This is a genomic window from Marinobacter sp. EVN1 (assembly GCF_000475375.1).
GTDB lineage: Bacteria > Pseudomonadota > Gammaproteobacteria > Pseudomonadales > Oleiphilaceae > Marinobacter > Marinobacter nauticus.
Window position 1 is genome coordinate 40,237 of sequence record NZ_AXCB01000014.1, and the last position, 26,208, is coordinate 66,444.

General features: G+C 49.4%; 27 protein-coding genes and 1 pseudogene. 5 read left to right on the forward strand and 23 right to left on the reverse strand.

Features of this window, described 5'->3' with window-relative positions:
* Positions 1-28: 28 nt before the first annotated feature.
* The 3 genes from Q674_RS27430 to Q674_RS27440 all read right to left on the reverse strand — a co-directional run bounded on the left by Q674_RS27430 (position 29) and on the right by Q674_RS27440 (position 1,457).
* A complete protein-coding gene (locus Q674_RS27430; RefSeq protein WP_023008433.1) occupies positions 29-688 on the reverse strand; it encodes an NADPH-dependent F420 reductase in 660 nt (219 codons plus the stop codon).
* 109 nt (positions 689-797) lie between these two features.
* The gene (locus Q674_RS27435; RefSeq protein WP_031209947.1) at positions 798-1,136 is read right to left on the reverse strand and encodes a tRNA-binding protein; all 339 of its coding nucleotides are present in this window, start codon (positions 1,134-1,136) and stop codon (positions 798-800) included.
* 21 nt (positions 1,137-1,157) lie between these two features.
* Positions 1,158-1,457, reverse strand: coding sequence for a hypothetical protein (locus Q674_RS27440; protein ID WP_227501194.1), 300 nt, complete (start codon positions 1,455-1,457; stop codon positions 1,158-1,160).
* Positions 1,458-1,728: 271 nt separating this feature from the next.
* On the opposite strand from Q674_RS27440, the pseudogene Q674_RS40835 reads away from it, so the two are divergent.
* Positions 1,729-1,848, forward strand: a pseudogene (locus tag Q674_RS40835) (IS256 family transposase); the annotation flags it as partial.
* 184 nt (positions 1,849-2,032) lie between these two features.
* On the opposite strand, the gene Q674_RS27450 reads toward Q674_RS40835, so the two are convergent.
* The 6 genes from Q674_RS27450 to Q674_RS27470 form a co-directional block, all read right to left on the reverse strand.
* Positions 2,033-2,833, reverse strand: coding sequence for an alpha/beta fold hydrolase (locus Q674_RS27450; RefSeq protein WP_023008437.1), 801 nt, complete (start codon positions 2,831-2,833; stop codon positions 2,033-2,035).
* 62 nt (positions 2,834-2,895) lie between these two features.
* Positions 2,896-3,105: a helix-turn-helix domain-containing protein gene (locus tag Q674_RS41665; protein ID WP_200865914.1), complete on the reverse strand. Its 210-nt coding sequence runs from the start codon at positions 3,103-3,105 to the stop codon at positions 2,896-2,898.
* Positions 3,071-3,580, reverse strand: coding sequence for an AraC family transcriptional regulator (locus Q674_RS41305; protein WP_023008438.1), 510 nt, complete (start codon positions 3,578-3,580; stop codon positions 3,071-3,073). The genes Q674_RS41665 and Q674_RS41305 overlap by 35 nt, the downstream gene beginning before the upstream one ends.
* Positions 3,581-3,745: 165 nt before the next feature.
* On the reverse strand, positions 3,746-4,150 hold the full coding sequence (locus Q674_RS27460) for a PaaI family thioesterase (RefSeq protein ID WP_023008439.1): 405 nt from the start codon (positions 4,148-4,150) through the stop codon (positions 3,746-3,748).
* 42 nt (positions 4,151-4,192) lie between these two features.
* Positions 4,193-4,768 carry a CGNR zinc finger domain-containing protein gene (locus Q674_RS27465; RefSeq protein WP_023008440.1) on the reverse strand — a complete coding sequence of 192 codons (576 nt, stop codon included), beginning with the start codon at positions 4,766-4,768 and terminating at the stop codon, positions 4,193-4,195.
* A 21-nt stretch (positions 4,769-4,789) separates the two neighbouring features.
* Positions 4,790-6,001, reverse strand: coding sequence for an aspartate aminotransferase family protein (locus Q674_RS27470; protein ID WP_161629365.1), 1,212 nt, complete (start codon positions 5,999-6,001; stop codon positions 4,790-4,792).
* Positions 6,002-6,139: 138 nt separating this feature from the next.
* Between Q674_RS27470 and Q674_RS27475 the strand changes: the two genes are divergently transcribed.
* On the forward strand, positions 6,140-7,009 hold the full coding sequence (locus Q674_RS27475) for an alpha/beta fold hydrolase (protein ID WP_023008442.1): 870 nt from the start codon (positions 6,140-6,142) through the stop codon (positions 7,007-7,009).
* A gap of 91 nt (positions 7,010-7,100) precedes the next feature.
* The gene (locus Q674_RS27480; RefSeq protein WP_023008443.1) at positions 7,101-7,454 is read left to right on the forward strand and encodes a DUF4440 domain-containing protein; all 354 of its coding nucleotides are present in this window, start codon (positions 7,101-7,103) and stop codon (positions 7,452-7,454) included.
* 67 nt (positions 7,455-7,521) lie between these two features.
* Here the strand turns inward: Q674_RS27480 and Q674_RS40840 are convergent, their stop codons facing one another.
* Both Q674_RS40840 and Q674_RS0120665 read right to left on the reverse strand, forming a co-directional pair.
* Positions 7,522-7,863, reverse strand: coding sequence for an NUDIX domain-containing protein (locus tag Q674_RS40840; RefSeq protein ID WP_081698921.1), 342 nt, complete (start codon positions 7,861-7,863; stop codon positions 7,522-7,524).
* 45 nt (positions 7,864-7,908) lie between these two features.
* Entirely contained in the window at positions 7,909-8,388 is a 480-nt protein-coding gene (locus Q674_RS0120665; RefSeq protein ID WP_031209953.1) for a pyridoxamine 5'-phosphate oxidase family protein, read from the reverse strand.
* A gap of 891 nt (positions 8,389-9,279) precedes the next feature.
* Here Q674_RS0120665 and Q674_RS27490 point away from each other — a divergent pair.
* Both Q674_RS27490 and Q674_RS41065 read left to right on the forward strand, forming a co-directional pair.
* Positions 9,280-12,228: a class I SAM-dependent DNA methyltransferase gene (locus tag Q674_RS27490; protein ID WP_227501196.1), complete on the forward strand. Its 2,949-nt coding sequence runs from the start codon at positions 9,280-9,282 to the stop codon at positions 12,226-12,228.
* Entirely contained in the window at positions 12,216-12,965 is a 750-nt protein-coding gene (locus Q674_RS41065) for a hypothetical protein (RefSeq protein WP_152526055.1), read from the forward strand. Before Q674_RS27490 ends, Q674_RS41065 begins: the two co-directional genes overlap by 13 nt.
* A 65-nt stretch (positions 12,966-13,030) precedes the next feature.
* Here Q674_RS41065 and Q674_RS40675 read toward each other — a convergent pair whose 3' ends face one another.
* The 12 genes from Q674_RS40675 to Q674_RS27545 form a co-directional block, all read right to left on the reverse strand.
* A complete protein-coding gene (locus tag Q674_RS40675) occupies positions 13,031-13,837 on the reverse strand; it encodes a helix-turn-helix transcriptional regulator (RefSeq protein WP_023008448.1) in 807 nt (268 codons plus the stop codon).
* Between the two features lie 540 nt (positions 13,838-14,377).
* Positions 14,378-15,061: an aspartate/glutamate racemase family protein gene (locus tag Q674_RS0120670; protein WP_031209954.1), complete on the reverse strand. Its 684-nt coding sequence runs from the start codon at positions 15,059-15,061 to the stop codon at positions 14,378-14,380.
* Positions 15,062-15,330: 269 nt separating this feature from the next.
* Positions 15,331-15,708 carry a carboxymuconolactone decarboxylase family protein gene (locus Q674_RS40845; protein WP_081698923.1) on the reverse strand — a complete coding sequence of 126 codons (378 nt, stop codon included), beginning with the start codon at positions 15,706-15,708 and terminating at the stop codon, positions 15,331-15,333.
* A gap of 59 nt (positions 15,709-15,767) precedes the next feature.
* A complete protein-coding gene (locus tag Q674_RS27505) occupies positions 15,768-16,124 on the reverse strand; it encodes a MerR family transcriptional regulator (protein WP_031209955.1) in 357 nt (118 codons plus the stop codon).
* A gap of 123 nt (positions 16,125-16,247) precedes the next feature.
* On the reverse strand, positions 16,248-16,721 hold the full coding sequence (locus tag Q674_RS27510) for a hypothetical protein (protein WP_023008453.1): 474 nt from the start codon (positions 16,719-16,721) through the stop codon (positions 16,248-16,250).
* Between the two features lie 374 nt (positions 16,722-17,095).
* Entirely contained in the window at positions 17,096-17,428 is a 333-nt protein-coding gene (locus tag Q674_RS27515) for a tRNA-binding protein (RefSeq protein ID WP_023008454.1), read from the reverse strand.
* A 21-nt stretch (positions 17,429-17,449) separates the two neighbouring features.
* Entirely contained in the window at positions 17,450-18,349 is a 900-nt protein-coding gene (locus Q674_RS27520; protein WP_023008455.1) for a DMT family transporter, read from the reverse strand.
* 84 nt (positions 18,350-18,433) lie between these two features.
* A complete protein-coding gene (locus Q674_RS27525) occupies positions 18,434-19,165 on the reverse strand; it encodes an AraC family transcriptional regulator (protein WP_023008456.1) in 732 nt (243 codons plus the stop codon).
* A gap of 106 nt (positions 19,166-19,271) precedes the next feature.
* A complete protein-coding gene (locus tag Q674_RS27530; protein WP_023008457.1) occupies positions 19,272-20,522 on the reverse strand; it encodes a Wadjet anti-phage system protein JetD domain-containing protein in 1,251 nt (416 codons plus the stop codon).
* Positions 20,519-24,037, reverse strand: coding sequence for an SbcC/MukB-like Walker B domain-containing protein (locus Q674_RS27535; RefSeq protein ID WP_152526056.1), 3,519 nt, complete (start codon positions 24,035-24,037; stop codon positions 20,519-20,521). Before Q674_RS27535 ends, Q674_RS27530 begins: the two co-directional genes overlap by 4 nt.
* Positions 24,021-24,683, reverse strand: a complete 663-nt coding sequence (locus tag Q674_RS27540; RefSeq protein WP_023008459.1) for a DUF4194 domain-containing protein — start codon at positions 24,681-24,683, stop codon at positions 24,021-24,023. Before Q674_RS27540 ends, Q674_RS27535 begins: the two co-directional genes overlap by 17 nt.
* Positions 24,676-26,079 (reverse strand): Wadjet anti-phage system protein JetA family protein, encoded by a 1,404-nt coding sequence (locus Q674_RS27545; protein ID WP_023008460.1) that lies wholly within the window; start codon positions 26,077-26,079, stop codon positions 24,676-24,678. Before Q674_RS27545 ends, Q674_RS27540 begins: the two co-directional genes overlap by 8 nt.
* Between the last annotated feature and the right edge of the window lie 129 nt (positions 26,080-26,208).

Consider the following 26,208-nt stretch of genomic DNA (forward strand, 5'->3'; position numbering starts at 1 on the left):
AGCTACGGCAATCTATTGGGCACCCTTCTTATCGACGCCACGATCCATGAGGGAGTTCAATGTCTCTTTGTGCCTTTTTCAATGCGTCTTTCAGACCGACCTCGTCCAACGGAATACAATATGCTGGCTTTGCCCGCTCAAATCTCCAGCTACCTTCAAGACTCCCAGCGTCAACCACACCGAAACCAAATTGCTGATGCAGTCGGGCGACGATTTTTTTTGCTTGCTCATCGTCTCCGGCTATCGGTAAATATCGCATATAACGATCAGATTTGATGACAGCCTCCATTTCTAGGTCGGCAGCCAGAATCGCATTGAATGCCTTCACCAAACGTGCCTCTGAAAAGTGCTCGCTCACCATAGCGCTTGTCGTTGTGCGAAGCTCATCAAGGTCGGCAATTTTCCCGTCGCGGTCGGGATAATAGTTATTTGTATCAATTACTATCTTTCCCTTTAGCAAAGTTGGTTTAATCTCAAACACTTTCTTGAATGGCACAGAGAGGATTACCAGTTCACCAAAGGTTGCAGCATCCACAGGAGTTCCCACCGAACATCCAATCTCATCGGCAAGCACTGTTAATGTTTCCGGGCCACGAGAGTTACTGACTATCACGGAGTGCCCGTGAGCAACAGCAAGCTTTGCAAGAGCCTGACCAATATGACCCGCCCCAATAATTCCAATTTTCATACGTAACCTCTCCGTCCGCTCAACAATTATTCTGGCATTGGCATTCCGGCAACTGAGCAGCTCACACTAATCATCAAAGGATATAGCCCGATGCAGTGCGCCGACACGATTAATAAAGTCTCTGGCCATTCTCGACAAGCAAGTCTGGCGTTAGCAACGCGACTGCCCCCTCCTCATTTTGCACCCCAGTAACCAAGCATTCAGATATAAATGGCCCTATCTGTTTGGGAGGGAAATTGATTACGGCGAGCACTTGCTTACCCTTTAGCATCTCCTTGTCATAGAGCTTTGTGATCTGTGCACTGGATTTACGAATGCCAATCTCCGGTCCAAAATCGAGTTTTAATTTGTATGCTGGTTTTCGCGCTTGAGGAAAATCTTCCACCTCAATGATAGTGCCAACCCGTAGCTCGACCTTCTCAAAGTCTTCCCAACTAATCATGTTCATCTCCTTCGATTCAGGAATTGATCAACAAACAGTCTCGGGGTTGGTCACCAGCGGTCGCCTTGCCTTTCCTGCGATCAATGAACTCAGCACAATGAGAACGCTAGCGCCAATAACCGCGCCAGTGGCTTCAGCATAGCCTGCGACAATCAGTAGAATGGCCGAAATAAGCGGAGCGCTATACGCCAGAGTTCCTAGCAACTGGATATTGCCGCGCTTCACGCCATGGTCCCAAGTAAAAAAGGCGATACCTACCGGCCCCAAGCCCGGGCCCAAAACACCAAACCATTCCAGCCAGCCTGTTGGCCACACAGTCTGTTCCAATCAATTCCCTCCAAGATCAAGCCGTTCTGAGCCGCATCAATAGGGAAGAGTTTACTTTTAGAACTTAAGAACGGCTTTCTGATTCCAGCGCTTTTTTTTCGGGTTTCGGCGGAAAGTCGGGAAGATTTCCCAAAGTATAGGGAAAAGGGGTTGCTGAATGCGGAAAGCGGAAAGCGGAAAGCGAGATGTATCGGACCACGCTGAAGGAGGCTATCGGTAGTGTTCAAAACTCTGTGGTATTTCTTTAAACGGAACCGAAAAGAGGTGCCCCATGACCAAACCTACGTTCGATATGGGGCGCGCCCTTCAAGCTCCGCGTGAGAGCAAAGACCTCACCGGCAAAGAGCGCATCCTGACTCCGTTGATCAAGCAACTCACCGAAGCCGCCATGTAAAGTGAGCTGGAATCCTACCTGGTCTTAAGGTCACTACTTCTGCTCCCAGAGGAAAGCCAGCCGATGCGAGACTCTTTGTCTACATCAAAGCTACCTTTGAACCTGCTGGATCCACAGAGATATCACACAGCCTTGAGGTGCGAGAGGATTTCCTCTAGTACCAAATCGGGTTTTTCCTCTACTAAGAAGTGCCCTGCATCGACTTCTTTTCCCCTAGCGTTGGGAAACCAAGTTCGCCAAGTGTCCAGCGGATTGAGGTGATGCGCAACAACTCCTTTTTTCCCCAGAGAACTAAACAAGCAATGTCACTTGCCCTACCTTCATCTTGATGATCGTGTTCCCTATCAATTGTGGCCGCTGCTCTGTAGTCGCCGCACCAAGCCGCCACAACCCCCGGACGGCAAGCCGCTTCCTCATATTTCTCCAATGCAAGGGAATCAAAAATGTCATCACCGGCCGCCATTCCAGACAAAGTAGAGTGTAAAAATGAAATAGGATCGCTGGTGATCAATTTCTCGGGTATCCCATCGGGCTGAGCTAAAAACAACCAATGGTAATACTTTAATGCAAGCCAGCTATCCATCGTCCGCCATACATCTAATGTTGGCAAAATGTCCAAGAGCACGAGAGATCTAACTGCCTCAGGGTGATCGAGGGCCATTCGATGTGCAGTACGAGCCCCACGATCATGGGCGATAACGTGGAACCACTCGCACCCTAGTGACCTCATAACCTCCACTTGATCCCTTGCCATTGAGCGAAATGTCAAGTCGCCATCATGAGCGAGAGACTCACCATATCCCCTCAAATCCGACGCGACGACTTGGAACTTTTTCGCAAGCTCATCGGCGATGTTATGCCACATCACATGCGTTTGCGGATAGCCGTGCAACAGAAGCAACGGTTCCCCGGCTCCACCTATCAACGAGTGAATTGTCGCCCCGCCGACATCTATTGTTCTACTTTGGAACCTCTCAAACATAAGAATTTTCCTTGGCTACTCCAACTGATGGTATTCCAAAATAAAGGCTGTTCTGAGCCGCATCAATAGGAGAGAGTTTGCTTTTCGAGCTCAAGAGCAGGCCTCTGATCATGGCTCCATGACTGTGGGTTCCGACGGAAAAATCGGGGAGATTTCCCAAAGTATCGGGAAAATCGGTCACTGAATGCGGAAAGCGAAGTGTAGCCAACCAGGTCTGCTATCCGCTGAATGCTTAAATCACTTTGCTCCAGCAATCTCTTGGATTCGTGCATCCTTAGGCTGGTCAAGTAAGCATAGGGCGAGGTGACCAAGTTGACCTCTGAATAGGTCGTTAAGTTGACGGGTGCTCAGATGAGCAACGGCGGCAAGCTCTTTGGTTGAGATTCTTCGGTGGTAATTAGCTTCGAGATACTGTTTGGCTGTAATAATTCGACGATCTAAATCCAAATGCTCTCCCTGTTGTTCCAGCAAAAGCTGAATCAGGAGAAGCAGCATTTGGCTACGAGTGCTAGAAGAACTCGTAGATGAAGTGATATCTGTGTGAAGGAACTGAATATAACGCAACAACGCTACGCTCAGCCTCGGAAAAGCCGGGAGCCTGGTAAGCGATGGAAAATCAGCCTCCGGCAAATCAACGACTAGAAACTGATTGGGAGCAGGAGCCAAAAACCCGTGTGTATGGCCTGCTAAAATCACGCCCGCGTGCTCCCCGTTTACTTCACCATCTTTATTTTCTACCGACAGCAAGAGTTGACCTTAGAGCGGAAGAACAAGTTGATGATGATTATGGCTATGCTGCTTCCCTTCACTACAATAGCTTCGCAAATCGATGCAAAGCCGTGACTCAGAGACTGGGGGCAGATCAGTTGATGAGGACGTAGTTTCAATCAGCATGACATTTACCCGTGATATCTAAACTACCTTACGTATCGTCCCCTGAGCGAAGGCGACCATTCGTTCTTCACCGTCTTGTACTGCAAGAACCTGACACTGACAAACAGCTTGCGATTTACCCGAAGAAATCACTGAAGCCTGAGCAACCAACAGCTCTCCAATTGCAGGACGCAAATAATTGATTTTGTACTCCGACGTCACTGAATCACCCAAGACGGACCCTCCGGCATAAGTCAATGCGTTATCTGCGAGATAACTGACTACACCACCGTGGACGAATCCATGTTGTTGTTTGAGCTTATCCTGAACGGCAAGCTTTAGTGTGGCTTTGCCCGGCTCGAACTCATCCAGCGCTGTCCCAAGCAAAACGCTAAAAGGCTGGTTTTCAAGAATACTTTGGCCAAACGCAAACAGTTCTTTCATGATAATCTCCCTTTCCTTAACGTGACCACGTCTGTTCCACCGTCAACTGCCATGCCGCTTGCGGTACTCACCAACCTTGTGCCGGTTTCCACATAAAGCCATACTGCACCACCGACGACGGCGGGCTTTGGTGCGATCGTAGAACCATAAAATGCATTCGTTGTGCTGACACTGCCCTATTCGTTGCGGGTCGCCATTGGCAAAAAGATCAGCAATGGATTCTGAAATTGGTCCCAGCAATCCCTTAACACTCGTCGCAGCTCGATGTCGCTCGACTCGGAGACCTGTACTCGATTCATATATGACTTTCGGGTGGCTCCAGGACTCAGCAAGATAGCTGTTTAGTACATTGAGGATCTCAACCTCCTCTCTCGATTTATGAAGCCAATTTAGAACCAGAGATCTCAGTTCCTTGGCATGGGACAGTAGTTCTCCTCGCGACCAATGGACATTCACCGAATCAACCGAGAGGCCGACGCGCTCCAGCCAGCTCTCCACGTCTTCGTCATCACTCCAAAAGTCAAAATTTTTGCCCTCTATACGGCTTACAGTGTTAACCAAATCCAACGCGGAATGATCAGCTAACAATAGCGGCTTGCCATCAGGAGAAAGCTTCATTAAAACTCCCTTGGTTTAAAGCTAAAGTTCAGTATCAATGAGCCCATCTTCAGCCCTGTTCAAAATTGAATCGATGCATTGCAAAAGCAGGTCAATGTCGTCCCGTTCAATGGTTAGTGGCGGATCAAATCTAAGAATGTTCGCCGCCGGATAGCAGCCAACCAGAAAGCCTTCCTTCAAAAGCTGACGGTAAGCCCAGCTAGCGTTCAGCTTATTACCAGACGCGAACTCCAAGGCCAGTACTAAACCTCTGCCGCGAGCATCGGACAATAGGTCATGTTTGCGAGTCAACTCTAGCAACCCATTCAGGAAGTAAGCCCCAGTTTCCTTGCTCCGCTCAACGAGGCCTTCCTCCCGCATGGTCATTACGACCTCTTGGGCAACCCGGCAGCCTAAAGGATCATTTTGATGTGATTGAACGTGGGTGAAGCCACCCTCTTCTAGTTGGGCTGCGAGACCTCGCTCAATGGCTATTGCACTCACTGGATAGCCGTTTCCCAACCCTTTACCCAGAATCACTATGTCCGGTTCAATTTGGTAATGGTGGATACCAAACCACTTACCGGTTCGCCCCATTCCAGTCGTTACCTCATTGGCAACGATGATTCCGTTGTTCTGTCTCACCTTCTCGACAGCTTTTTTAACAAGCTCCGACGGCGGGAACCTAACGAACCCGGAACCGCTCCCCCCCGGTTCCAGAATAAAACCGCCGATTTCCTGAAATGGTATGTCGTTCAATATCGCATCAAGCTCATGAAGCTCCATGTTGCTCCAATCGATCAGCCGGAAATCGACCTCAGATTTCTCTCCTGCACGACCATACGCCGAGAGGTAGGAGTTAGCGAAACTCAATAGCTTCCGATTTCGTACCAGGTGTCTGACGACCTTAACGGACAGTTCAGCGGCCTCACTGCCAGAATTCAGGAACACGCACTTTCCACCGGCAAGTCCGGTGATGCCCAAGATCGTCTCTGCAGCCAGTTGCGCAACAGTGTTTGGCGTGCGGGTGTGGAGATGGCTGATTTTACTCGCTTGATCAGTAATGGCTCTGGTGATTCGTGGATGACTGTGACCAAGCGCGGCACTCCAAAGTCCTGCCTCGAAATCCACAAACCGGTTTCCTGAATGGTCGTATAGCGAGCAATTCTGACCAGACACAATATCTACGTCGACATCCGTATAGCTATTTAATAGATGGTTCACTGCGGCCTCCATACCAGCGTGTTCAGGCATGCTTCTCATCGATCCTATACCTAGGATACGTCACGATTATGGTAACCACATAAATTACACTTGACAAGTTACAAAGAGCAGATCAAGATCCCCAGTAACCTTTTATAATTCACTATACAGGTTACAGGGAGAGAAAGAATGTCACTACCCATGACGATCACTCACTACCGCCAAACAGAGGTTGATGGGGTTAACGTGTTTTACCGGGAAGCAGGAAAAAAAGGTGCACCAGTTTTCTTGCTTCTCCACGGTTTCCCAAGCTCTTCTCACCAGTTCAGGAACCTCATCCCGCGCCTGGCAGCGCACTACCATGTAATAGCGCCAGATCTTCCAGGGTTTGGGTTTACGGAGGTCCCCAGTGAGCGCAACTATCAATACTCTTTCGATAACCTCGCGAAGACGATGGCTGCTTTTGTGAAAAAGCTGAATCTCGAACGGTTTGCACTCTTCGTGTTTGATTACGGAGCCCCTGTGGGGCTGAGGTTAGCTGTGTCTCAACCCCAACGAATATCGGCGTTGGTTTCTCAGAACGGCAATGCCTACCTCGAAGGTCTCGGTAGCGCCTGGGATCCGATCAGAACCTACTGGGATCAACCCACCCAGGAGAATCGTGATAAAGTGCGAGAGGCTATTTTGCACTTAGAAGGAACGCGCTGGCAGTATATGGAAGGTGTGTCGGATACATCACTACTCGCTCCAGAGGCTTACACTCTGGATGCGCTACTAATGGAACGTCCGGGTAACAAGGATATTCAACTGGACCTGTTCCTTGATTATCAAAACAACTTGGCGCGCTATCCAGAGTTTCAGGAATATTTCAGGCAGTCAAAGGTACCATCTCTCATTATATGGGGGCGCCATGACCCATTCTTTATTCCTCCAGGAGCTCACGCATTCAAAGAAGATAACCCCAACGCGACAGTGGAACTTTTGGATACCGGTCATTTTGCTTTGGAAACTCATTGTGATTACATAGCCGATCGAATCATTGAGCTATTTGTAAGGTAAATTCCAACACTGAATAATAGCCTCAGGCCAAAGAGGCAGTTGATTTTAGTAAGCTCCTCTTTGGCCAGTGCGGAAAGCAGGAGGAATTAACATGTCAGATTATGACCACATCCAAAAATTAGAATTAGAACTCATCTCTCCTGATACTCGAATGAATGCCAGCCGCTTGGACGAGCTATTAGCAGATGACTTCAAAGAGTTTGGAAGCTCCGGTCATGTAATAGACAAGGATACAGTTTTATCTTCGGCCAATTTAGATTTTAATACGATATACAAGCTATCAAACTTTAGCTACAAGACTTTATGCGAAGGATGCGTACTGATTTATTACTTTTCGTCTTGGGAGGGAAAGAGGTCCTACAGGAGTTCGATATGGGTAAAAAAGGATAATCGGTGGCAGATGCTCCACCATCAATCAACAATAATACCGACCCATCATGGATAAATCTCACTGAACTTCAATATTATTTTCAATGAAGCTTCTAATCTTGGCCACCAGATCTGGTCTAGAGTCAGGATGATTTATATAGTCTAAACTCCCAACATTGACCCTCTGGACCAAACACAATACCATCAACCTCCGCCTGCTCTCCATAAGCAGCATAAAAGAATGTTGTGTTTTTTCCAGCATACTTTCTTTTATATATCAACCTTGAGACATCAAGAGAAATTGAAAACTCCTCTTCTAATTCTCGCAACATGCATTGTTCTGGTGATTCTTTTCCGTCTCTTCCTCCACCGGGAAGATCCCATAGACCAGCATAAGGTATATTTATATTATTATATCGCTTATAAACCAGGATCCTGCCCTCATAAATATAAGCAATTTTGCATTCCGAGAAGCCATTTTTCATTGTGACCTCAAATAGCTGATTAAAATAAATTAACCAACAACAATATCAGCAGTTATCAAGCTTCATTTTAGACTTATCTACCCCATACGTCTTAAGTGCAGCTTTTATCTGATCTTGCTCCGTAACATTTGGTTCTAAAATGTAGCTTGGAGCTAGTATTCGCTCAACTAATTCAACTTTGATATCGAAAATACTCCTTATCTGAAACATTCCTTTCGTCATTGAAAGAAGCGGCCTAACATAACTATCAAAACCATTGTTTGATGGTTCAACAATGGTGGCTTCACCTTTTATTTTGTAACCTTTCTGAACAAAAATATCCACAAAACTAACACAAACTTTACTATTACTCAGTATGTTACGAGAACTACCCGGCGACGCAATGTTTGCTATCAGAAGATTTTCGTTTCCAAAGTGACAGAATATTTCTTTTGGGGACACATTTGGATATCCGCTGGGATCTACCGTCGCGAGCCAACATAAAACACTCCGGTCGATATACTCTAATACGTCAGGACTTAACATAATAAACCCACAATCACTTTAGCCAAAAAAATTTCTATTTTATGCTCTGTCATTCATTTTTTGAATAGTAGGGAATGTAGTGCTTCAATGATTTTGTGCGCCAGCGAAGGTGGTAGTATCACCACCATAAACGAAGTGTCTGGTGACCGGAGAGCAACGTTCCTTTACTCCTGATACTGTCCGGAATTAATTGACCACTACATTCTGAGCCCGTCAGAGACGCTAGAGCGAAAAAAAGAAGCTGCCCCTAAACAACACAGCCCTAAATCCGCTTCACCTTCCCCAGTTAGTAGGTCTGGCAGGCTCTGAGCATGTTTTCTTTAGTGAAACTGTTCTATAATCTGAACAGTTTTGCTCTACTTCTAAAACAGAAAGCGTAAAAATGCCTGCCATCAAGTCGTTCACCGCCAAAGATGTTTGTGCCGCCTTAGGAGGAATAAGCCGGTCAAGGCTTCACATGTGGGCGCAACTGCCACCATTTTGCGACAGGCCAACTCGTGAAAGGAGCGCACGACGCTTCACAAAGGCAGATTTAATTACGTTCGCGGCACTGCAAACACTAGAGGACACCCTGGGTATGAAACGCAGAGATGTCCAACGGGTCTCAGCCGCTGTCCATCGTTATGTCAGCGCACCACGTCAGGCTCCTGGAGCTGAGTTAATTTTTATTCCACAGGAAAACCTGGACGAGGGAGAAGCCGTTTATTTGCTCCGAGGCCAGAATCCCACCGGCCTGGGCTGGGTTGTCGATATGTCCAAAGAGCGAGAGCGTATCGATTGGTACCTGGGACTCGAATGTTCTCAACGAGAGCTACCCTTGATCACAAACATCGCATCAGGGCAGCAAAGATGAATTTGCTACAGGAATTCGGTGCACCTAACGAGAGCTGTGTGGATCTGCACGACAACCTGGATGCTCGTTGCCTGAGGTATACAGATCTATATCGGAATCGAGAACGCCCACTGGTTGATTATGTTGTTGAACATCAGGTCCAGGCGCTGCTATACGTCGTCGACCAAACTCACTTTCGAGATGACGTGTTACCCGTTCGTGATCTCCAGAAAATTCTTGCCATGCGGGGCGAGCCGGCTTGGTTGGGCATATTGAAACCGGGACGACTGGATATTTACGCCACCGATCTGCGCCCCTCAGAAGACGCGACCCCAGTCTGGTTTTCTCGCGATTCCAACGATGCACCAAGCATTCTTCCCAGACTTGCTCAGGGTGAGGACTTCGTAGCGCCTGCTACTCTGCGCCTGCGTGATGTCCTTCTCGATTTGATGAGCAATGCAGGCGAAGCGCTGCGCGATCTTGGCGTATCAACTCACGAGGCAATTGCACTCACGGGTAGAGCGCTGTTTCTGCGCTACTTGATAGGTCGAAAGATTGTGCTCCCCGAGAATTTGGCCGATATCGCTCCTAGTGCCAACTCACTGAAAGAGTGCATGGACACAGATGTAGCACTGGCAGAGACTAATCACTGGCTCGATAGAACCTTCAATGGCGACCTTCTAACTCTCCCCGCTACCGATTACGCCGTTTATTTCCGCCAATTAGTTCAACAACACGGGCCAAGTGTCACTCAACCTTTGAGCGCTATAATGACCCTTGATACCGCCATTGAACCCGGCGCGTCACAACAGCGGCTCGATTGGGGGGATCTTGATTTCGATCACCTGCCAATTGGTTTGTTAAGTGAAACCTATGAAGAACTGATTCATCAGTTCGATCAATCCGCCCGTCACGCCACGAGCGTGTACTACACGCCCTATCACATTGCCGAATACATGGTGGAAGAAGCCTTCCACGCACATCCGGAGGGCTCAAACGCGAAGCTACTGGACCCTGCTTGCGGGGCCGGCGTATTTCTAGTCGCCGGACTACGTAAGTTAGTGGAATTACGCTTTCGCGAAACTGGTAAACGACCATCGCGCCAACAAATTCGAGACATGCTTCATGAACAACTGGTTGGCTTCGATACCAATAGCCATGCCCGCACGCTTGCAGCATTAGCCCTATACCTGACGGCCCTTGAACTTGATCCACATCCCGCACCACTTGAAGAGCTGCGTTTCAAGAAACTTGAGAGCAGTGTTCTCATCAACGTTGCTGACCCGGAATCTAACAGTAATAAGCTGGTGCCTATGGCAGGCAGCTTGGGTGATCACGTGTTTGATCACTACCAGCATGCCTTTGACCTCGTCATTGGCAATCCGCCGTGGACCAGTTTAACCAAGGAGTACCGAAGCATTGAACGGATTTTTACCAAGCGGTGTAGAGAGGTAGCTGCACAACGCGGTCTGGATGAAATCGCTAAGTCTTATCAAAACCCAGATGGCGTTCCCGACTTGCCCTTTGTTTGGGGAGCCATGGCTTGGGCCAAGCCCGGTGGACGCATTGCTTTGGCATTGGCAGGGCGCTGGCTGTTCAAGCAATCTCACAAAGGAACTGCGGCTCGCAATGCGATATTCGAAGCCCTGAAAGTAACGGGTATCCTGAATGGCGCTGCACTGAGGCAAACCCGGGTCTGGCCAAGTGTAGATCAGCCGTTCTGCCTACTGTTTGCCGACAATGAGCTGCCAGAGCCAGATAATCGGTTTATCTTCGTTAGTCCGCATTATGAACCAAACCTGAACAGTAAGGGTCTGTTGCGAGTCGATGCTAGTGATGCCACTCCGGTCGCTTTTGATCTGGTCAAAGCCAATCCGGCTGCGCTAAAAACCTTGTATCGCGGCACTGTGCTGGATGTAGCCATCATCAAAAAGATCAGGCTGCGAGCACAATCGACCATCGGCAGCTATTGGAAACAAAATGCAAACCTTTATGAAGGGCAGGGCTTTAGGGTAGCTGATCGGGCATCGGATGATAGCTTCCTTGCAAATAAGCCCACACTCAAAGCGAACTATAATTTGCATCCCTTTTTTGTTGAGAGTCAATCCCTTGAACGTTATGTTCCGGAAGGGTTGCATCGCCCCAGAATGCCTGAAATATATAAAGCACCACTATTGCTAGTGAGAAAAACGTTGCGGGAAGATCGCGCTAGGGGACGCGCGTTGTTAAGTTTTAGCGACTTGGCATTTTCTGAATCTTATTATGGATACTCAACTTCTGGTCACCCACTCTCAGAGTTTCTAACCCATTACTTGCTGGTTTTGCTTCACAGTAAACTTTTTGAATACGTAACCCTGATGACGAGCGGAGAGTTCGGTGTTGAACGCGAGGTTCAGCAAAAAATGGACATTAACCGTCTTCCCTTTATTCCACCGGAGAGCCTGTCGTCAGATCAACGTCAGTCCATAGAAACTTGCGCAAAGAATTTGATCCACAACCATCCTGATTGGTCGTCGCTCGATTATACCGTTGGACAGCTCTATGGTTTGTCGACTACCGACCAACAGGTTCTTTCGGATACTCTCATGGTAAACGCCCCCTACGCATCAGCTCGCGACAAAGGGTTGGCGAAGACCGAAGAGGAACAGGCTCAGGCTTTCATCGCTTGTTTGAAAAAAGAACTGACTGGGGTGCTTGGTGCGGGCGGCCATCAGGTGCAAGTGCAATTCTTAAATAATATCAAGGCAGCCCTCCCGTGGCGCTTTATTTCCATCAAATTGGAGGGGAGATCAGCACCACTTGAGCTTCCTGAAAATTGGGTCCAACAAGTAAGCAGTCTCGGCGTCAGCCGAATCACTTTACTAAGTTCGACGCAGCCCAGCTTGATAGTTGGGCTCCTTAACCGTTATCGATACTGGACACAAAGCCAAGCCCGCCTGCTTGCATCAGATCTGGTCTGGGAATACGGGGCGCGTTTAGAGGAGCTCAGTCAGCAATGCGTGGATTGATGACAGGGCTGGGCACAGACGCTGAAGGTCCATGCAAAATTCCAGTATTCTTAATGGAAGTAATTCAAAATGCGCTCGCTCACGCCTGGCGTCAATTGCTTAAGGACGTCGCCGAAGGGCAATTCTCCATTTGCGGCGAAGAAGAAGACACCATCACTGAGCGTCTTTATATGATTCTGGATGAACTTTCCAGCAATCATCCAGAGTCTATTAAAGGGCTTTCACTTTTTCAGACCCCTGTTCGAGAGGGTAACCTGCGAAATCGAACAGGAACCAGGCTCGATTGCCAGCCCGATCTCACATTCCGTCCGCTTCGGGGTCAATTGGTCACCAGAAGCAATGCGATGGCAGCAATACTAGTCGAATGCAAACCCATCGATTCTGCACACCCCATCGGCAGTACCTACTGTAAGGCGGGCATAAGCCGGTTTGTTAAAGAAGATTATGCTTGGGCAGTAGACCGCGCGCTCATGTTGGGGTATGTGCGCAATATCTGTGATCTGCCTAACGGACTTACTTATGTACTGGACAGTGCTACGGGGCGAAAAGAGTACCGAGTCAAGAAAAGAACAACCCCGCTTCGCCAGACAATTTATGGTGACGTAGTTTATTCGAGCGTGCATTATCGCGGCTCTAACGCAAGCCGCCAAACTTCTAACCTGCCGATTGCCTTACATCATTTATGGTTGAAGACTGAAGAGCCCTGTGAGAACACCCGATGTAAAACATCAACGTGAAACCTCAATGGTATGAGCGCAATTTCCTGCATAGAACATTGCATGTTTACCTTAAGTCGCAAGCATTAAACGATCCCTTTCTCCAAGGCACATGCCGTCGCACCAACCCGACTTGAAACACCCAATTTGTTGTAGATGTTCTGTAAGTGGCTACGCACGGTGGTTATGGAAACCGACAGCTCATCAGCAATAACCTGATTACGCATTCCTTTAACCAGTAACTGAAGCACCTGCTTTTCCCGCGCTGTCAGCCTTGCTTTAGAAGACAAGACCCGACCGGCAGTCTCTGGTATTTGCTCCAGCAACCGTTCAAGGGCCGCACGCAGCTCCTCCGGGAGGCGCTGGTCCAAAAAGGGCAACCAGAGCAGAAACGGATCGAGCATCACACCGGTCATGCGCTCCCTGACTAACAGGCTCCCCACATCACAGAACTTCTTCACTGCTTCCCGGTGACGGCCACTGCGCAGCATCACGACCGCCAGCAACAAACGCGTTTCCAGCAGGCGGAGCCACTGCCCCTGGGAAGTACACCAAGCCCTCAGTGACAGCAAACGATCCTCAACACCTTCGAGCAGCCCTGTATGGAGTTCCATTTTAAGCCTCCAAAGGACTTCCGTCTGTGCTTGAATTTCATTATCAACGATGCCTTTGCAATGGAGCTCGGACCTAGCCGCAATTTGGTTACTTCCAACGAGAAGATCAAGCGCGCTCTTCATTACTAAAGCGGAAGGCAACCATTGGTTGTAAGGGGCAGAAACTGGAAGTTCTAGCAGTTCAGTCACCCAATCCTCGACGCCTTCAGGGTGTTTTCCCCAAGGCGCCTCGCGGCCGCCAAAATCACGTCCAAACACGGTCGCAAGGCCCTCACTCACTACCCCATCCATAAAGGAGTGGGGGGTGCCCTACCATACATGACCCACCCTCTTACCAAGTGGTGGAGTTCGTGGAACAACGTGAAACGTAATTGGGTACGGACGATGGTAGCTACGCCCCCCGGCAGCCTATCATCAACCGTCCAACCTATGCGGTTTGGTGCTATTGCCGCGCCCATCTCACCCGTTTCCGGGATAACATACGGCCCCGTTTGACAGGCCAATTCAATATTCTCAGGTAAGTCTCCAAGAAGAGAGCGTATCTCTGGTTCAGCATCGGCACATACCTCTCCGATGGTGCGGCGAGCATCCTTTGAGAAATACCGGCAATCATTTGTATCAAGGAATAGAGGAACGATCATCCATGGCTCCTTTCAGTGAGCCCCTGGCAGCACAACGCCAGCCAGCATGCGCGGCTGCGGAATGGAGGCGAAGCCGCAATGTAGTAGACGTCGCCTTGTATGGATAATTTCTGCCGTGTTTAGGCAAAGGCCCGCCCCCAGTAGCCGCTGGAGGCCTTCATGAGCAGCTCGATGAGAGCTACTCAATTGCATACTCAACAGCCGCATCTGCTAAGGCAATGGTAGAATCAAGAACTGGCAAGTAGGAATTCTCTTTAGTAACAACCAGCGGAAGCTCTGTGCATCCAAGGATAACTCCCCCGGCACCTTCAAGGGCGTATTTTTTGAGCAATTGTAAGAAGAACTGCTTGGATTGATTGCTGACATAACCACTTACCAGCTCCGCCGTAATATACTGATGTATCTGAATTGCCTCGTCATTGTCTGGCCTCATCAGCTCAATACCACTACCTGAAAACTCCTTGTCATACACATCACCTTCAATTGTAAACCTTGTTCCCAGCAAAAGAACCCTATTGATATTCTTAGACTCAGCCATCCTACGGACAGACGACGCAATGTGAAGCCAGGGAAAAGGCAACAAAGGCTCAACTATGCTGTAAACATCATGCGGTGTATTAGATGGGCAAATCATAAAGTCCGCGCCGCTCCTGTGTAACTTCATTGCAGATTGGGCAATAAGTTCAGCCCACTTTTCCCGTCTATTTGGGCCTGCGTTGACGTGTTCAGAGAACGAAAAGGAATGAAGAGATATTTCAGGGTGACAATGTTTGCCCAAGCGCGTTGTCGAAAAGGAGCAAATCCGCCTATATACGAGTGCAGCACCTTCCGCTGTTACTGCCGCTATACCTATGTGTTTCATACAATTCTTTTGATACCTAACGAGGCTGTAGAAATAAACCCGCCCCTTTTTCCGATGGTGCTCCTACGTAAAATCTGGGAGTATTTTCGATGATGAATGCTCCAGGTTTTAAGAATAGGCGCATTTTTTAGTTCATTTACTGACCGATTTCGGGTCAGGAAGATCTCGTGACTTTTTTCTACAGCCCCAACGCCAACAATAAACGGCTGCTTTTACGAAACGGAGAAAACGCCGCCCAAGGGAAGTCCACCGTCTACTTGAGCGACATGTTATGCCCGCCGTTCAGAGAGCACCTCTTTGAGAGCAAACATACCATTTAGTGCTGCTGGGAAACCTGCATATACTGACATTTGGATAATGACTTCTTTTAGTTCCGTCTCTGTACAACCAACATTAAGTGCTGCATGTAAATGCACTTTCAATTGTGGAACGCAGTTGCCCATTGCGGTTAAGGCTGAAACTGTTGCCAATTCTCGTGATTTCAAATCTAAACCTGGGCGGGAATAGATATCTCCAAACGGATATTCGATGGTATATTTGCCTAAATCAGGACAAATATCTTCTAGACTATCGATAACCTTTTGACCGGCTTCACCATCAATTTTTGATAGTAACTCGAAACCTTTATCGAAACGTTCATTTCCCATTGTGTGCGCTCCTATTTAAATAAAACCAGCACACCTTACTACTTAGAGTTAACTCTAAGTCAACTCACTTCTCCGCTTTTGTATAAATTAATTTTATCATCCAAGGTCTTCAGGTGCTCATTCTGCTGCCTGATATGCTCTATCAAATTTCTTTGATGTTTTTCTAGAATAGCTTGCCGCTTTTGTACCGTTTGTGTACCCAACTCCCTTAGAGACGCATATTTCTGAATCTCTACGAGAGGCATACCTGTATCTTTTAAGCGTTTGATGAATTTTACCCAATCAATATCCTTTTTTGAGTAAACTCTGTGACCACTAGTGTTTCTTTGGACATGTTTAAGTAAACCTATTTTTTCGTAGTAACGAAGGGTATAAGCCGACAATTCGACTCTATCCGAAAATTCTCTCATGTTCATGATTTCTACCTAGGGCATAACGAATGAGCTTAGCGGCGACCTTGTAACGGAGGCGGAGGCGTAGCCGCAATGGAAAGGGCGTCCGGCGGACATCGGCCGCGTACTACAGCGACTTTTTAACAATTATTTCTCGACGACTATAAACATACGTTCGTCAATTCCGGACCCTGAGCGGTAGGTATACTTCAAAAGGTGCGACTCACCATCAATTGAGGTGTCAGTACTGCTGAAAAAAGCGTCAAGCACCTGATCCACTTTTCGAGGCGCATACATTGCCCCCAATACAGATACCCATGCTCGGGCTAGGGCTTCATCCGCATGTTTGCCATACCCCCCATCTCGAGTCCAATCGTTCCATAGGAACTTCACATTTTTCACCTGACCGTTGCTCGGATCTTCATTGATGAAAAACTTAACAGTCTCTGACTGTCCGCCGACACAGCCGTATAGAGCTCCCCAGCTACCACTTCCGGGGGTTATTTTTGGACTTGCACATTTAATCTGATCCGTAACCCTATCAGATTCGTTATTGAAACTATCAAAAGCCAACGAGCTGGCCGCGTATAAGGCTAAGGCAAGGAATACTACGTATCTCACTTGATCTCCATATTGTTAACAGCAATTAGGCCGCGCGCTTTATCATTGAAGAAATTTGACTGGGTCATTATTACTGCCGGTAAACCATCAATCACGCCACACATAAATCAATGAAACAATAGCTTAGCCAAGCATGGCCATCTCTGCCATGTAATCATTGAGCGCCCGCGATTTGCTCCTCCAATCATACTGGATCAAATGGATGTGATGGGCCTGGAAGCTCCGGAAGCAAGCCCTGATTCGAGTGTTCGCTTTTGTTTAGGAGTTTGGGCAGCTTTAATGGTCGCAAAGCGAACATTTGCCTTAGACGATTGCGTGGAGCTTTGCGGCTATTTTGGAGCAGCGAATCGAAGGAAGGTGTAAGCCGCCGGAACTCAGAACAAGCGTTCCCCGTTATCCACCTTGGCATCAGGTCTTACCAGAGTAACTGCGCCGTTCGCCGTCTGCACGCCAGTGACCAGGCACTCAGACAGAAAAGGGCCGATCTGTTTAGGCGGAAAATTGGTGACGGCCAGAACCTGCTTGCCGATGAGCTCCTCCTTGCCATAGAGGTTTGTAATCTGTGCACTCGATTTACGAACACCAATGTCCGGCCCGAAATCCACTCGTAATTTATAAGCCGGTTTGCGCGCTTCAGGAAAATCCATCACTTCAATGATGGTCCCGATCCGTAGTTCAACCTTCTCGAAATCGTCCCAGGTAATCATCTCACTGCTCCTTTGACGTAGTTAGTCTGTTAACAAATCTGGCTCGGCGACCTTCTGGCTCTTCGCACGACCCGCGATCAAGGAACCAATGACGATCAGGATGCTGGCACTCAACACGGCAACTGTAGCCTCGCCGAATCCGGCAATGATCAACAGGATCACTGAAATCAGTGGCGCACTGTATGCCAGGGTTCCCAGTAACTGGATGTTTCCGTGCTTTACACCATGGTCCCAGGTGAAGAATGCTATGCCCACCGGTCCGAGGCCGAGCCCCACCACGCCAATCCATTGAAGTGCGCCTTCTGGCCACACTGTTTCCTCCCACAAAAGGTGACAAATCAACGCCAGAAAAGCCGTGACACCGCAGAACCAGCCCACCGCATCGGTCGGTACCGAGCGAACCAGTCTGCTGAGAACGGAATAAGATGACCAGATCAGAGCACAGGACAGAGCCACCATGTAACCCGGCAGGTTCTCCCAGGAAAATCCATCGGCATTACGGCTGATCAACAACCAACAACCTGCCAGGGCAACCAGGGCCCCAACGATGTACTGACCTCGTAGTTTCTCGCCCGGCAGGAAGGCCGACAGCAGGACGATTAGCAGCGGCCATAGGTAAGCCAGAAGGCTGACATCAACGGCCGGGGCCAGTGTCATGGCCTTGAAGTAGGCAAAGTGATACCCGAACAAGCCAACGATGCCGATGCACCATGCAAGCGGCGATTGCCGTAAATAATGCACACCGGAATGTCCCGAGAAGACCCAACGACCGCACATCAGCAGGAAAGCGATACCGAAGGTCATGGCCATAAGCTGGAACTCAGGAATCTCACCACCGGAAAGCTTGGTCAGCAATGCCAAAGTGCCCCATAACAGAACCGAAATTGACCCGATCCAGGTTGCGGCGTTAACGGATGCCATGAAACCCTCCCGAAACTCTCATGTGTGAATGATTGCAGAAGGGTATCCAGTGCGAAGGGTAGGAACTTTCAAATCCTGGCGGAACTATTTCGAAATACGGCGGAAGTGGCTGGGCGCTTTGCCAAAGTGGGCTCTGAACCTGTCGCTAAAGGCCGATAACGATGAATAGCCAACAGCGTCGGCAACTCGCTGGACGCTGAGCCCCGACTGCTCCAGAAGCCGCCAAGCTTCTTTCATTCGTAACTCTGTGAGGTATTGATGCGGCGTCATGCCGACCTGGCGCCGAAACAGATCGTTCAACTGCCGAATGCTCAGATGTGCCACTGCAGCCGCCTCAGCCAAGGACAGCGGTCGGCTGAAGTGTTCGTCCAGCAATTGTTTCGCGGCGAGGACTCTGCGGTCCAGCTTCAGCTGACTTCCATGGCGCTCCTGAAGCAACTGAATCAGCAGAAGCAGCATTTGATGCTGGGTAAAATCCGACTCAGTCCCATGTTGGAGCTGTGCGTGAAGGAACTGGACGTAATGGAGCAATGCCGGATCGAGGTCTACGAAACAAGGTAGCTTGTCTAGCGCCGGGGCCAAGCCTTCGGGAACATCTGCAACCAAAAACCGATTATCGTCAGTCGCAGCATATCCATGGCCAATTCCTGCGGGAATGATTGCCGCTCGATGCTGCGCAACCTTCCCTTCTTTGGCATCTACTGACAGAGATAACGTTCCCACCAACGGCAATACCAGTTGGTGGTGGTCGTGGGAGTGGCTTTTTCCCTCCTCCTCGTAGGTTCGTAAATGCAAGCCGATCTCAGAGTGCTTCATACAACCAGTATAATCAGAAACATAGGAGAATCATCACAGAACCACTCTTTCATCCACCTCTCATCCGTGATCCAGCCAGATCAGGCCGCCAATTCCCTATTCGACTCTATAGGGCCCTGGTTTTGTCTAGCGGGCTGAGAGGCGCAATTTGTTCCTGCTCAATCCACAGTAAGCTTGTTCGTTGGCAGTTACCAAGATGTTCATAAAGCTCAGAAATGGCAGGATAACCTCGCGCTGATTCAATCGCTTGCATCAACCCTGCCACAGGTATTTCCTTGAGCTCGTCGTCACCTTGGCTTCGTATCGAAGCATCCAGCCCCATAAGGTATGGCTGAATATCGATATTAAGTCGTTTCGCCAGAAACGCCAGGATTCTATAACCACCCACGTCACGATCGCCCCAGTGATAAACCGGCACCTCATCTTGGACTTCAGCGATAATGATCTCTATTGCATGCAGCCAGGCACGGGGCGGGAACCCAGCGGTGTAAATGACGACACCCGCATCATCAATCTCCCGCACATACCGCTCAAAGCTGGCTCGGTTTTCAATGAAGAGCAAATACGGTGGTCGTTGGCGCCACTCAATACCTTTAATTTCATCCGGGGAAACACCGATCCCGTAGTGGAGCGCGGACAAATCAACAACACCTCGGCAGAATAGCAGGGCGTTCGCTTTAAACCGCATTGGCATTGGGTATTTGCTGATCCCATAATGCTCCAGCAACTTCGGTCCATCGTCCATCAGGTTTGCCACGTCATCGTCCAGTTGACCGACCATCAAACGACGAATCAGATTCGCGAAACTCTTTTCCTCAAGCTTCTTGGAGTCATTAAAGAGCATCGTGCTGAGGGTTTTCATCTCAGGGACTGGCGAGGTGTCTTCAGACTGAACGATCCACTCGACAACCTTCATGGCATCGAAAAGCCGCGCGGATTGCTGTCGCTTAACACCATTGAATGTTTTGTTGGCTGACCATGCCTCCGCTATATCTCGCTTAGTCGTTTCCCACCAGGGTATATTGAATTCTGCAGCCTCAAGCTGTTCGAAGGCGAGCTCTATGTCATCCGCCAACGGGGTTAGCCCTTGAGACGCCATGAGCCGGCATCCATCAGTAATTTGGACCGCCTCAATATGCTTGAATGCACCCAGGGCCACTCTACGCTGATACTGAATGTCGAGATGCTCCAGCGCTTCTAAACTTCGGTGAAGGGCTGTCTTCGCACTATTGTTAAGTGCGAAGTACCACCGATAGGCGTGATCTGTAATGCGTATCCGTGCTTGGGGCACTACACCATCCGGCCTATCGATGTGCTTGATCAGTTGCGCGAGAAATGTCTCGACGTGATTGCTCATACCCCAGTGATTGTCTCCGCTTTGGCTTTTAATTCAGCGGCTCGCTCAATGACAAGCTCAGGGTGGTAGACAGGGTTGCGTTGATCAATCAACTTATGCCCTCCCTCGAAAATTTTTGTGTGGTCGATAACCACATCACGACCTTCCCGGCAGATGGTATAGATCTGGTCCATTTCCTTACCGATCTTGAGGGTGACCTCAGGCGGCGCAGCCACTATTAGCTGCAGACCAATCTCTTTCAGAAAGGCAACGGCACCACTGGCGTTCCCCCCATCCATATTGTTGAACGCTTCATCCAGGAGAACCAGAGAGGCACCCCGAGGAGAGTTTTCACGAATCTTGTAAACATTCATGAAACTCGCCGCCAGAGCGATATAAGCGGGAGTCTGCTTCTCCCCGCCAGAACCGGTGCTTTGCATTTCGGTTACCCGACGCTCTTCACCCGTATTGGGATTACGCATTTTCATATCGTATTGGAAGAACGAGCGGTAATCCCGGATCTCATTAATCAGGTCATCCCCGGAGATCAGAGCCTCTTTCAGAAGTTCGAGGGCCGGATGCTCGGAATCTTTCTCGAACAAGGTGCCAACCAACTCGGCCTGCTCCCTATCCACGGTTGTTATGTATTCGTAAACAGTGGCCAAGCTCTCGGTCTCACGGAGCTTGAAGTGAAAGCTGTAGATGTTGTCGTGGAAAGGAATTCTCTTGAGGACACTGTTGAGCTGCTGGAAAGTGTATCGCATCTGATCAAAGCGATTCTGAAGCTCCCCGACGATGATGCCCCGAAAGTTCATTTCCATTTGCTCAGCAGCTTCCTGAGCGGCTTGTCTATGATCCAGTAACTGAGCTTCGAGGATGCGCTCTACCCAATCGGTGCAGTCGGTCTTTATGACAGAATAGGCATCAGAGTCATCGTTCTCAGGCTTGGCGGCCCCCAGAAGCTCAGCCCGATTGGCAATGTCTTCTGAAAAATCATTGGTGAATTGGATCACTTTTACATGCAGGTCTCCACGTGACCTTAGTTCTTTTTCCCGGGCAGTATTTTTCTTCCCTTCCGCTTCATTTCGAATCAGTGCGTAGCGCCCCTCAGCCCCATCATATTTCTGTTCATAGGCTTCCCAGCGTTCCAGCGCCTTATTCATGTCGTGCAATTCAGATGCCTCTGTGTGGCGGCGTTGCTCCCGGGCCCTCTCCAGGAAAGGACGAACCTGCTCCAAATCAGCTTTCAGGCTTTTGATGGTAGCCTCTGCCTGTTGTTTGTCGCTTCTTGCCTGTGTGATTTTTTCATTGCAGTTATAGTGGGCCTGCTCCGCCTTCTCTTTGGCGCTCTTAAGACGCTCATCTTCAGAGGTAAGAGGCTGCAGCTGTTCCCTGGCATGAGAGAGAGTTTGCTCACAGGCTGCCAGACTCTGACTTTGCTCTTGCAGCGCGACGGCGCCATCGTTGACCGCCGCGCAAACGCCCGCCCACTGGCGATTAAGCTTGCTCAGCGTTGTCGACGGGCCACTTAACCTGGCTACTCGCCGGGCCAAACTATCAAGCTCTTTTTCCAGCCGTTCCAGCTGTTGAGCTTTGGCATGTTTACCAATCAGCAGACCGTCAATTTGAGAGGTGCCGCCAATCGTTGCGCCGCCAGCCGTTAAACCGGAGGCCATCAGTGCTTTACGTTCGCGCCTGAGTTCATCACGGGTCGCGGCCATCTTGGTTCGATCCAAGATGATGTTCATGAAGCCCCGGGCTACCGGGTCCTGGGTTTCGATGAGTGTCGAGACCATTCCCACAGTAGGAGATTTGTTTTCGCGCAAAGCTAAATCTGGGTTGATAAGGCGTGCTCGCCTTATGCGCGGGCTTTGTTTCTGAGTGGCTTCGTAGATCTCAAGTGCGTGACCAAAATCTTCTGTTGCAACTACAAGAGCTTCACGATTCGGCCCGAGATAGGATTCAACAGCTTCTTGCCACTCTGAATTAGTGATCTCGCATACATCACAAACGGGCACCGCCTGAATGCCCTTCTGCTTTAATAGCTCAATGGTTAGGCTGGTTGACGGATGAATGTCCGAAAGCCCGTTCTTCAACCTTTCAACTCGTGATTGAAGTGCTGCGCCATCATCTGTGATTTGTTTCAGTTCATGGCTGACATGTTTATCTGCTGTTTCAAGCCGTGTGGAAATTTCATCCAAAACCGGTCTGGCATCCAAAAGATCCGCAGTGACCTTGGCGGTATTTTCGTGATCTGATGGACTGAGACTGGCAACGTCAGCGCGGGCAAGAAGATCGGAACATTCGACCCACCGCTCCGCCAGTTGTTCAAAACTGGTAATATCCAGAGTGTCAGCAAAGCGTTGGCGCGTGATTTCACCTACCGTGTTTCTGAGGGAAGTGGTTAGCTCAGCGAAACGGGTAGTTGCTTGCGTGACATTTTGCTCCGCCGCCTCGACGGTTTTACTCAGACTTGCGGCATCTGAGTATTGCCATGCTATCAGAGCTTCCTCATGACGCTTTTTGAGTTCAGGCAGTCGAGGGGTTTGTTGCTTGATCGTCCGCTCTGCTTCTTCAAGCTTGTCTTGCTGCTGATCCAGACGGTCCTCTAGACCGCTGTTTCGTTCATCAAGCCGGGCCACTTCAGCCTCTTGTGAGACCCATAACTCAAAGTGAGCATCAGTCCGGTGCTTCGTCACCTTATCTGCTTCAGTGATCAAAGCTTCACGAGCCAATTTGTGACTCTCCGCGCGCGTGATTTCATCCTCAATGCGGCGGTGCTCAAGCAGATCCTCACGAAGCTGCTCTGTTTCTATAGGTTCGGGTGGCAAAATGAAATCGCGGATAAACGAATCAATCGGACTATCCATCTTCAACTGCAACGCACTGGACAATGTTTTGACCAGCATTTCGGGCTCAATTTTCCCGCTGCGAGTTTGATCAACCGACATCATCTCGGCGAACTTTTCGCGCATAATCCTTGCCCCGTCGATCATCTCGTAGCTCATCGAACCCCGGTACTCTTTGGCGGTCAACTTCATACGATCAACAAATTCACGCCACGGTAAAAATGTGTCCTCCGACGATAAAAGGTCTACCTCGGAGACATGGCGCCCTTTGATGATGTGACCACGAGTTTCAATGCTGGCCGATTGCTGAGTAGCGTGGATAGAGACCCCAAACGAATAGGGCTGCTGGTGATGGTCGTACCAATTCAGAAAAATGTAGGTATTGGCACTTTCCCGCTCGAACGTGGTGACATCGTTTTCTTTGAATTCGCCCAGCGCGTAGCTTCTGGCAGAGCGTCCCGACGCTTTTCCGTCGGAGGCGGCGTTGTAGCTAATACGCCTTTGATCTCCTCCCATCAGAACAAACTGGATAGCATCAAATATCGTTGTTTTCCCGGCCCCATTCTCACCCGACAAGAGAGATGCGGCTACTCCCACCTCCAGGGTTTCCAGATCCAAGAGATACCACTGTGCGAAAACAAAATTTTGAAGGAAATGCGCTGGCATTGGGTTATTCAGCGTTGTCATCAGACGCCTCCGCAGGGTCAGTGCTCAGGTGTGACTCATCTCCGGGTTCTGAATCTGGAGCGTAGCTGTTCATGAAGTTTTCGAGCGATCCAAGAAAGGCCGGGCCTACCACTCGCGTTATATTGGGCAACACCGTCACATCAGGAAGCCTGGTGTCCGGATCTCTGGGCCCAAGTTCAATGATGCCCCTCTTTCGAAGGGTATCCAGGGCCTCGACGGTAGCGGTCAGTATCGGTCTTTCACCTTTAACTTGCTCATATTGATTAAGCAGCTCCACGGTTGGCGGCGTGACGCGGCCAAGGTCCGTGCGCCCCATCGAGGCCTCAGTGTCATACATTTTGCGCAATATCAGCAGAAACACGGTGGCCGTGACATCCAGCTGGCTTCCAGTGCCTCTGGGCAGCACCCCCACATACCCAAAGTTGCGATCGTAATACCAGTCCATGTCCAGTGCATCGAATAGCTTATGGAAGTATGTGGCATTGTCCTCGCAGACTTTGAAATGCTCTTTCTGCCCTCGCTTACCTTTCCAGACCCACTGCTTCTGGAGCAGGTAGGCAGCTGTATTTCGAAGAGTATCGGCGTAGTCGTCGGAGTTTCGCGACGCAATTTCTTTTAGCTCTCTCAGCACAATGTCATTAATCATTTCGTGATATCTCCGAGAAGGCCTGCCTGGTGATAATCAATCGACGACCGGCCATGTATTCAAGCTGTGTCCATTCGTGCTCGTCGAAGGTTACGCTGTACTCAGCTAACAGGGGATAAAGAGCATGGGTTTTGGAAACACCTTGCGCCAATAAGCGCAAGTGCAACGCTGCCATCATGTCGTCAGCAGTCTTGATGGTCAGGTCATCGGTGGTCATCTGAGCTCGGTCGCCCATATTTGTCTCAATAAAGCTCACCACCCGGTCAGGGTCATACCTCTGGAAGTGTATGTGCTCTTGTTTGAGCTGGTTATAGGCTCGCTTTTCCCACAGAGGTTTGGATTGCCTGCGAACCGTTGCGACCGCCGGTACCGATTTCGCCTTAGGTTTGGCCAAACGGCTTTCGGAGATCAGTTTTTCGCTGATCACCGGACTGGGCAGGGTTTCAATCGAATCATCCCGACCAATAAGATCGAGCAAATCCTCGATCTGTTGGCCTATATTGCTGGGAGTGTGCACGGTGTATTTAATTCTTTCATGCATTCGACGAGTAATGCGCCGCGCATAGTCCTGTGTTTTTTTGAACAAGGGCCCAATACCGTCAAACGCAAGACTCAGTCGATCCAGATCGGCTTCGACCGTTTCAATCGATGGATTCGCTATATCGTCCCGCTGGTATGCCTTAGCACACACCTCCAACCGCTCCAGACTAAACCGTATATCACTTACCAGCTTGCGAATTTTGCTGGCGTGAAGGTTGGGGTTGCCCTTCAACGCGAGTTTCTCAATGTTCGGCAGAAATAGCTCACCCAGGTACTCTTCAAAGTAGAAATTGAAGTTCCCACTGCCTGACACGTCTCCGCCGCTAATCACATAGTGTATTTCGCGAATATTGCCCACGAGGGCTCGGAGGCGGTTGAGGAAGCCTTCCATGTCATCGGCTGCTTTCCGGATCAAAGACCCATTGGCCGGATCCTTAACCACTTCGGCAAGATTGGAGCGCACCGACAGGCAAACCACACCAAGCGATGGGTGTTCAGCACCCATACTCCTGAGGAATTGCAGTAGTCGCCTACCTTCTTGAGCCATCCAGACCACATAACGGTATCCGATTTCCAGCTCTTCCCGGATCCATCCTGTATCGCGCAACCGGTAGTAAACATAATGTTCTGGGCTTTGTGGGGTGGTTGCCGCCTCACCTGATTCAATTTCCAGGCGTAAGTGACTGTTGGCGAGATAGTCGCGAAGAAAAACTCTCACCTGTAGTGGCGTCGGCTCATCCGCCAGCTGCGCCGGATCAAGAAACGCATCGAGCTCTAATAGCAGGTCGAGCATTAACCGCCCATTATCGCCAGCGATCGCTTTGAACAAATTGGTGTTAAGTGTGGCGAAACTCACCGACGCACCCCTTATAGATTGGTACCCGGACTTGCCGGGTGGTGCCTATTTTATACACCCCTATAATTAATATCGGTAGATGATATTTATACAGTATTGACTTAAAATTCTGGGCAGACGAACACAATC

Excerpts from the sequence above, each read along its gene's own strand:
- Q674_RS0120670 (WP_031209954.1), bottom strand. The coding sequence starts at position 15,061 with ATGAAACACATAGGTATAGCGGCAGTAACAGCGGAAGGTGCTGCACTC.
- Q674_RS27470 (WP_161629365.1), bottom strand. The coding sequence starts at position 6,001 with ATGCCTGAACACGCTGGTATGGAGGCCGCAGTGAACCATCTATTAAAT.
- Q674_RS27480 (WP_023008443.1), top strand. The coding sequence starts at position 7,101 with ATGTCAGATTATGACCACATCCAAAAATTAGAATTAGAACTCATCTCT.
- Q674_RS27525 (WP_023008456.1), bottom strand. The coding sequence starts at position 19,165 with ATGAAGCACTCTGAGATCGGCTTGCATTTACGAACCTACGAGGAGGAG.
- Q674_RS41065 (WP_152526055.1), top strand. The coding sequence starts at position 12,216 with ATGCGTGGATTGATGACAGGGCTGGGCACAGACGCTGAAGGTCCATGC.
- Q674_RS40845 (WP_081698923.1), bottom strand. The coding sequence starts at position 15,708 with ATGGGAAATGAACGTTTCGATAAAGGTTTCGAGTTACTATCAAAAATT.
- Q674_RS27475 (WP_023008442.1), top strand. The coding sequence starts at position 6,140 with ATGTCACTACCCATGACGATCACTCACTACCGCCAAACAGAGGTTGAT.
- Q674_RS0120665 (WP_031209953.1), bottom strand. The coding sequence starts at position 8,388 with ATGTTAAGTCCTGACGTATTAGAGTATATCGACCGGAGTGTTTTATGT.
- Q674_RS27465 (WP_023008440.1), bottom strand. The coding sequence starts at position 4,768 with ATGAAGCTTTCTCCTGATGGCAAGCCGCTATTGTTAGCTGATCATTCC.
- Q674_RS27530 (WP_023008457.1), bottom strand. The coding sequence starts at position 20,522 with ATGAGCAATCACGTCGAGACATTTCTCGCGCAACTGATCAAGCACATC.
- Q674_RS40840 (WP_081698921.1), bottom strand. The coding sequence starts at position 7,863 with ATGAAAAATGGCTTCTCGGAATGCAAAATTGCTTATATTTATGAGGGC.
- Q674_RS27435 (WP_031209947.1), bottom strand. The coding sequence starts at position 1,136 with ATGAACATGATTAGTTGGGAAGACTTTGAGAAGGTCGAGCTACGGGTT.
- Q674_RS27505 (WP_031209955.1), bottom strand. The coding sequence starts at position 16,124 with ATGAACATGAGAGAATTTTCGGATAGAGTCGAATTGTCGGCTTATACC.
- Q674_RS27430 (WP_023008433.1), bottom strand. The coding sequence starts at position 688 with ATGAAAATTGGAATTATTGGGGCGGGTCATATTGGTCAGGCTCTTGCA.
- Q674_RS27540 (WP_023008459.1), bottom strand. The coding sequence starts at position 24,683 with ATGATTAATGACATTGTGCTGAGAGAGCTAAAAGAAATTGCGTCGCGA.
- Q674_RS41665 (WP_200865914.1), bottom strand. The coding sequence starts at position 3,105 with ATGCACGAATCCAAGAGATTGCTGGAGCAAAGTGATTTAAGCATTCAG.
- Q674_RS27460 (WP_023008439.1), bottom strand. The coding sequence starts at position 4,150 with ATGAAAGAACTGTTTGCGTTTGGCCAAAGTATTCTTGAAAACCAGCCT.
- Q674_RS27535 (WP_152526056.1), bottom strand. The coding sequence starts at position 24,037 with ATGACAACGCTGAATAACCCAATGCCAGCGCATTTCCTTCAAAATTTT.
- Q674_RS27450 (WP_023008437.1), bottom strand. The coding sequence starts at position 2,833 with ATGTTTGAGAGGTTCCAAAGTAGAACAATAGATGTCGGCGGGGCGACA.
- Q674_RS27520 (WP_023008455.1), bottom strand. The coding sequence starts at position 18,349 with ATGGCATCCGTTAACGCCGCAACCTGGATCGGGTCAATTTCGGTTCTG.
- Q674_RS27515 (WP_023008454.1), bottom strand. The coding sequence starts at position 17,428 with ATGATTACCTGGGACGATTTCGAGAAGGTTGAACTACGGATCGGGACC.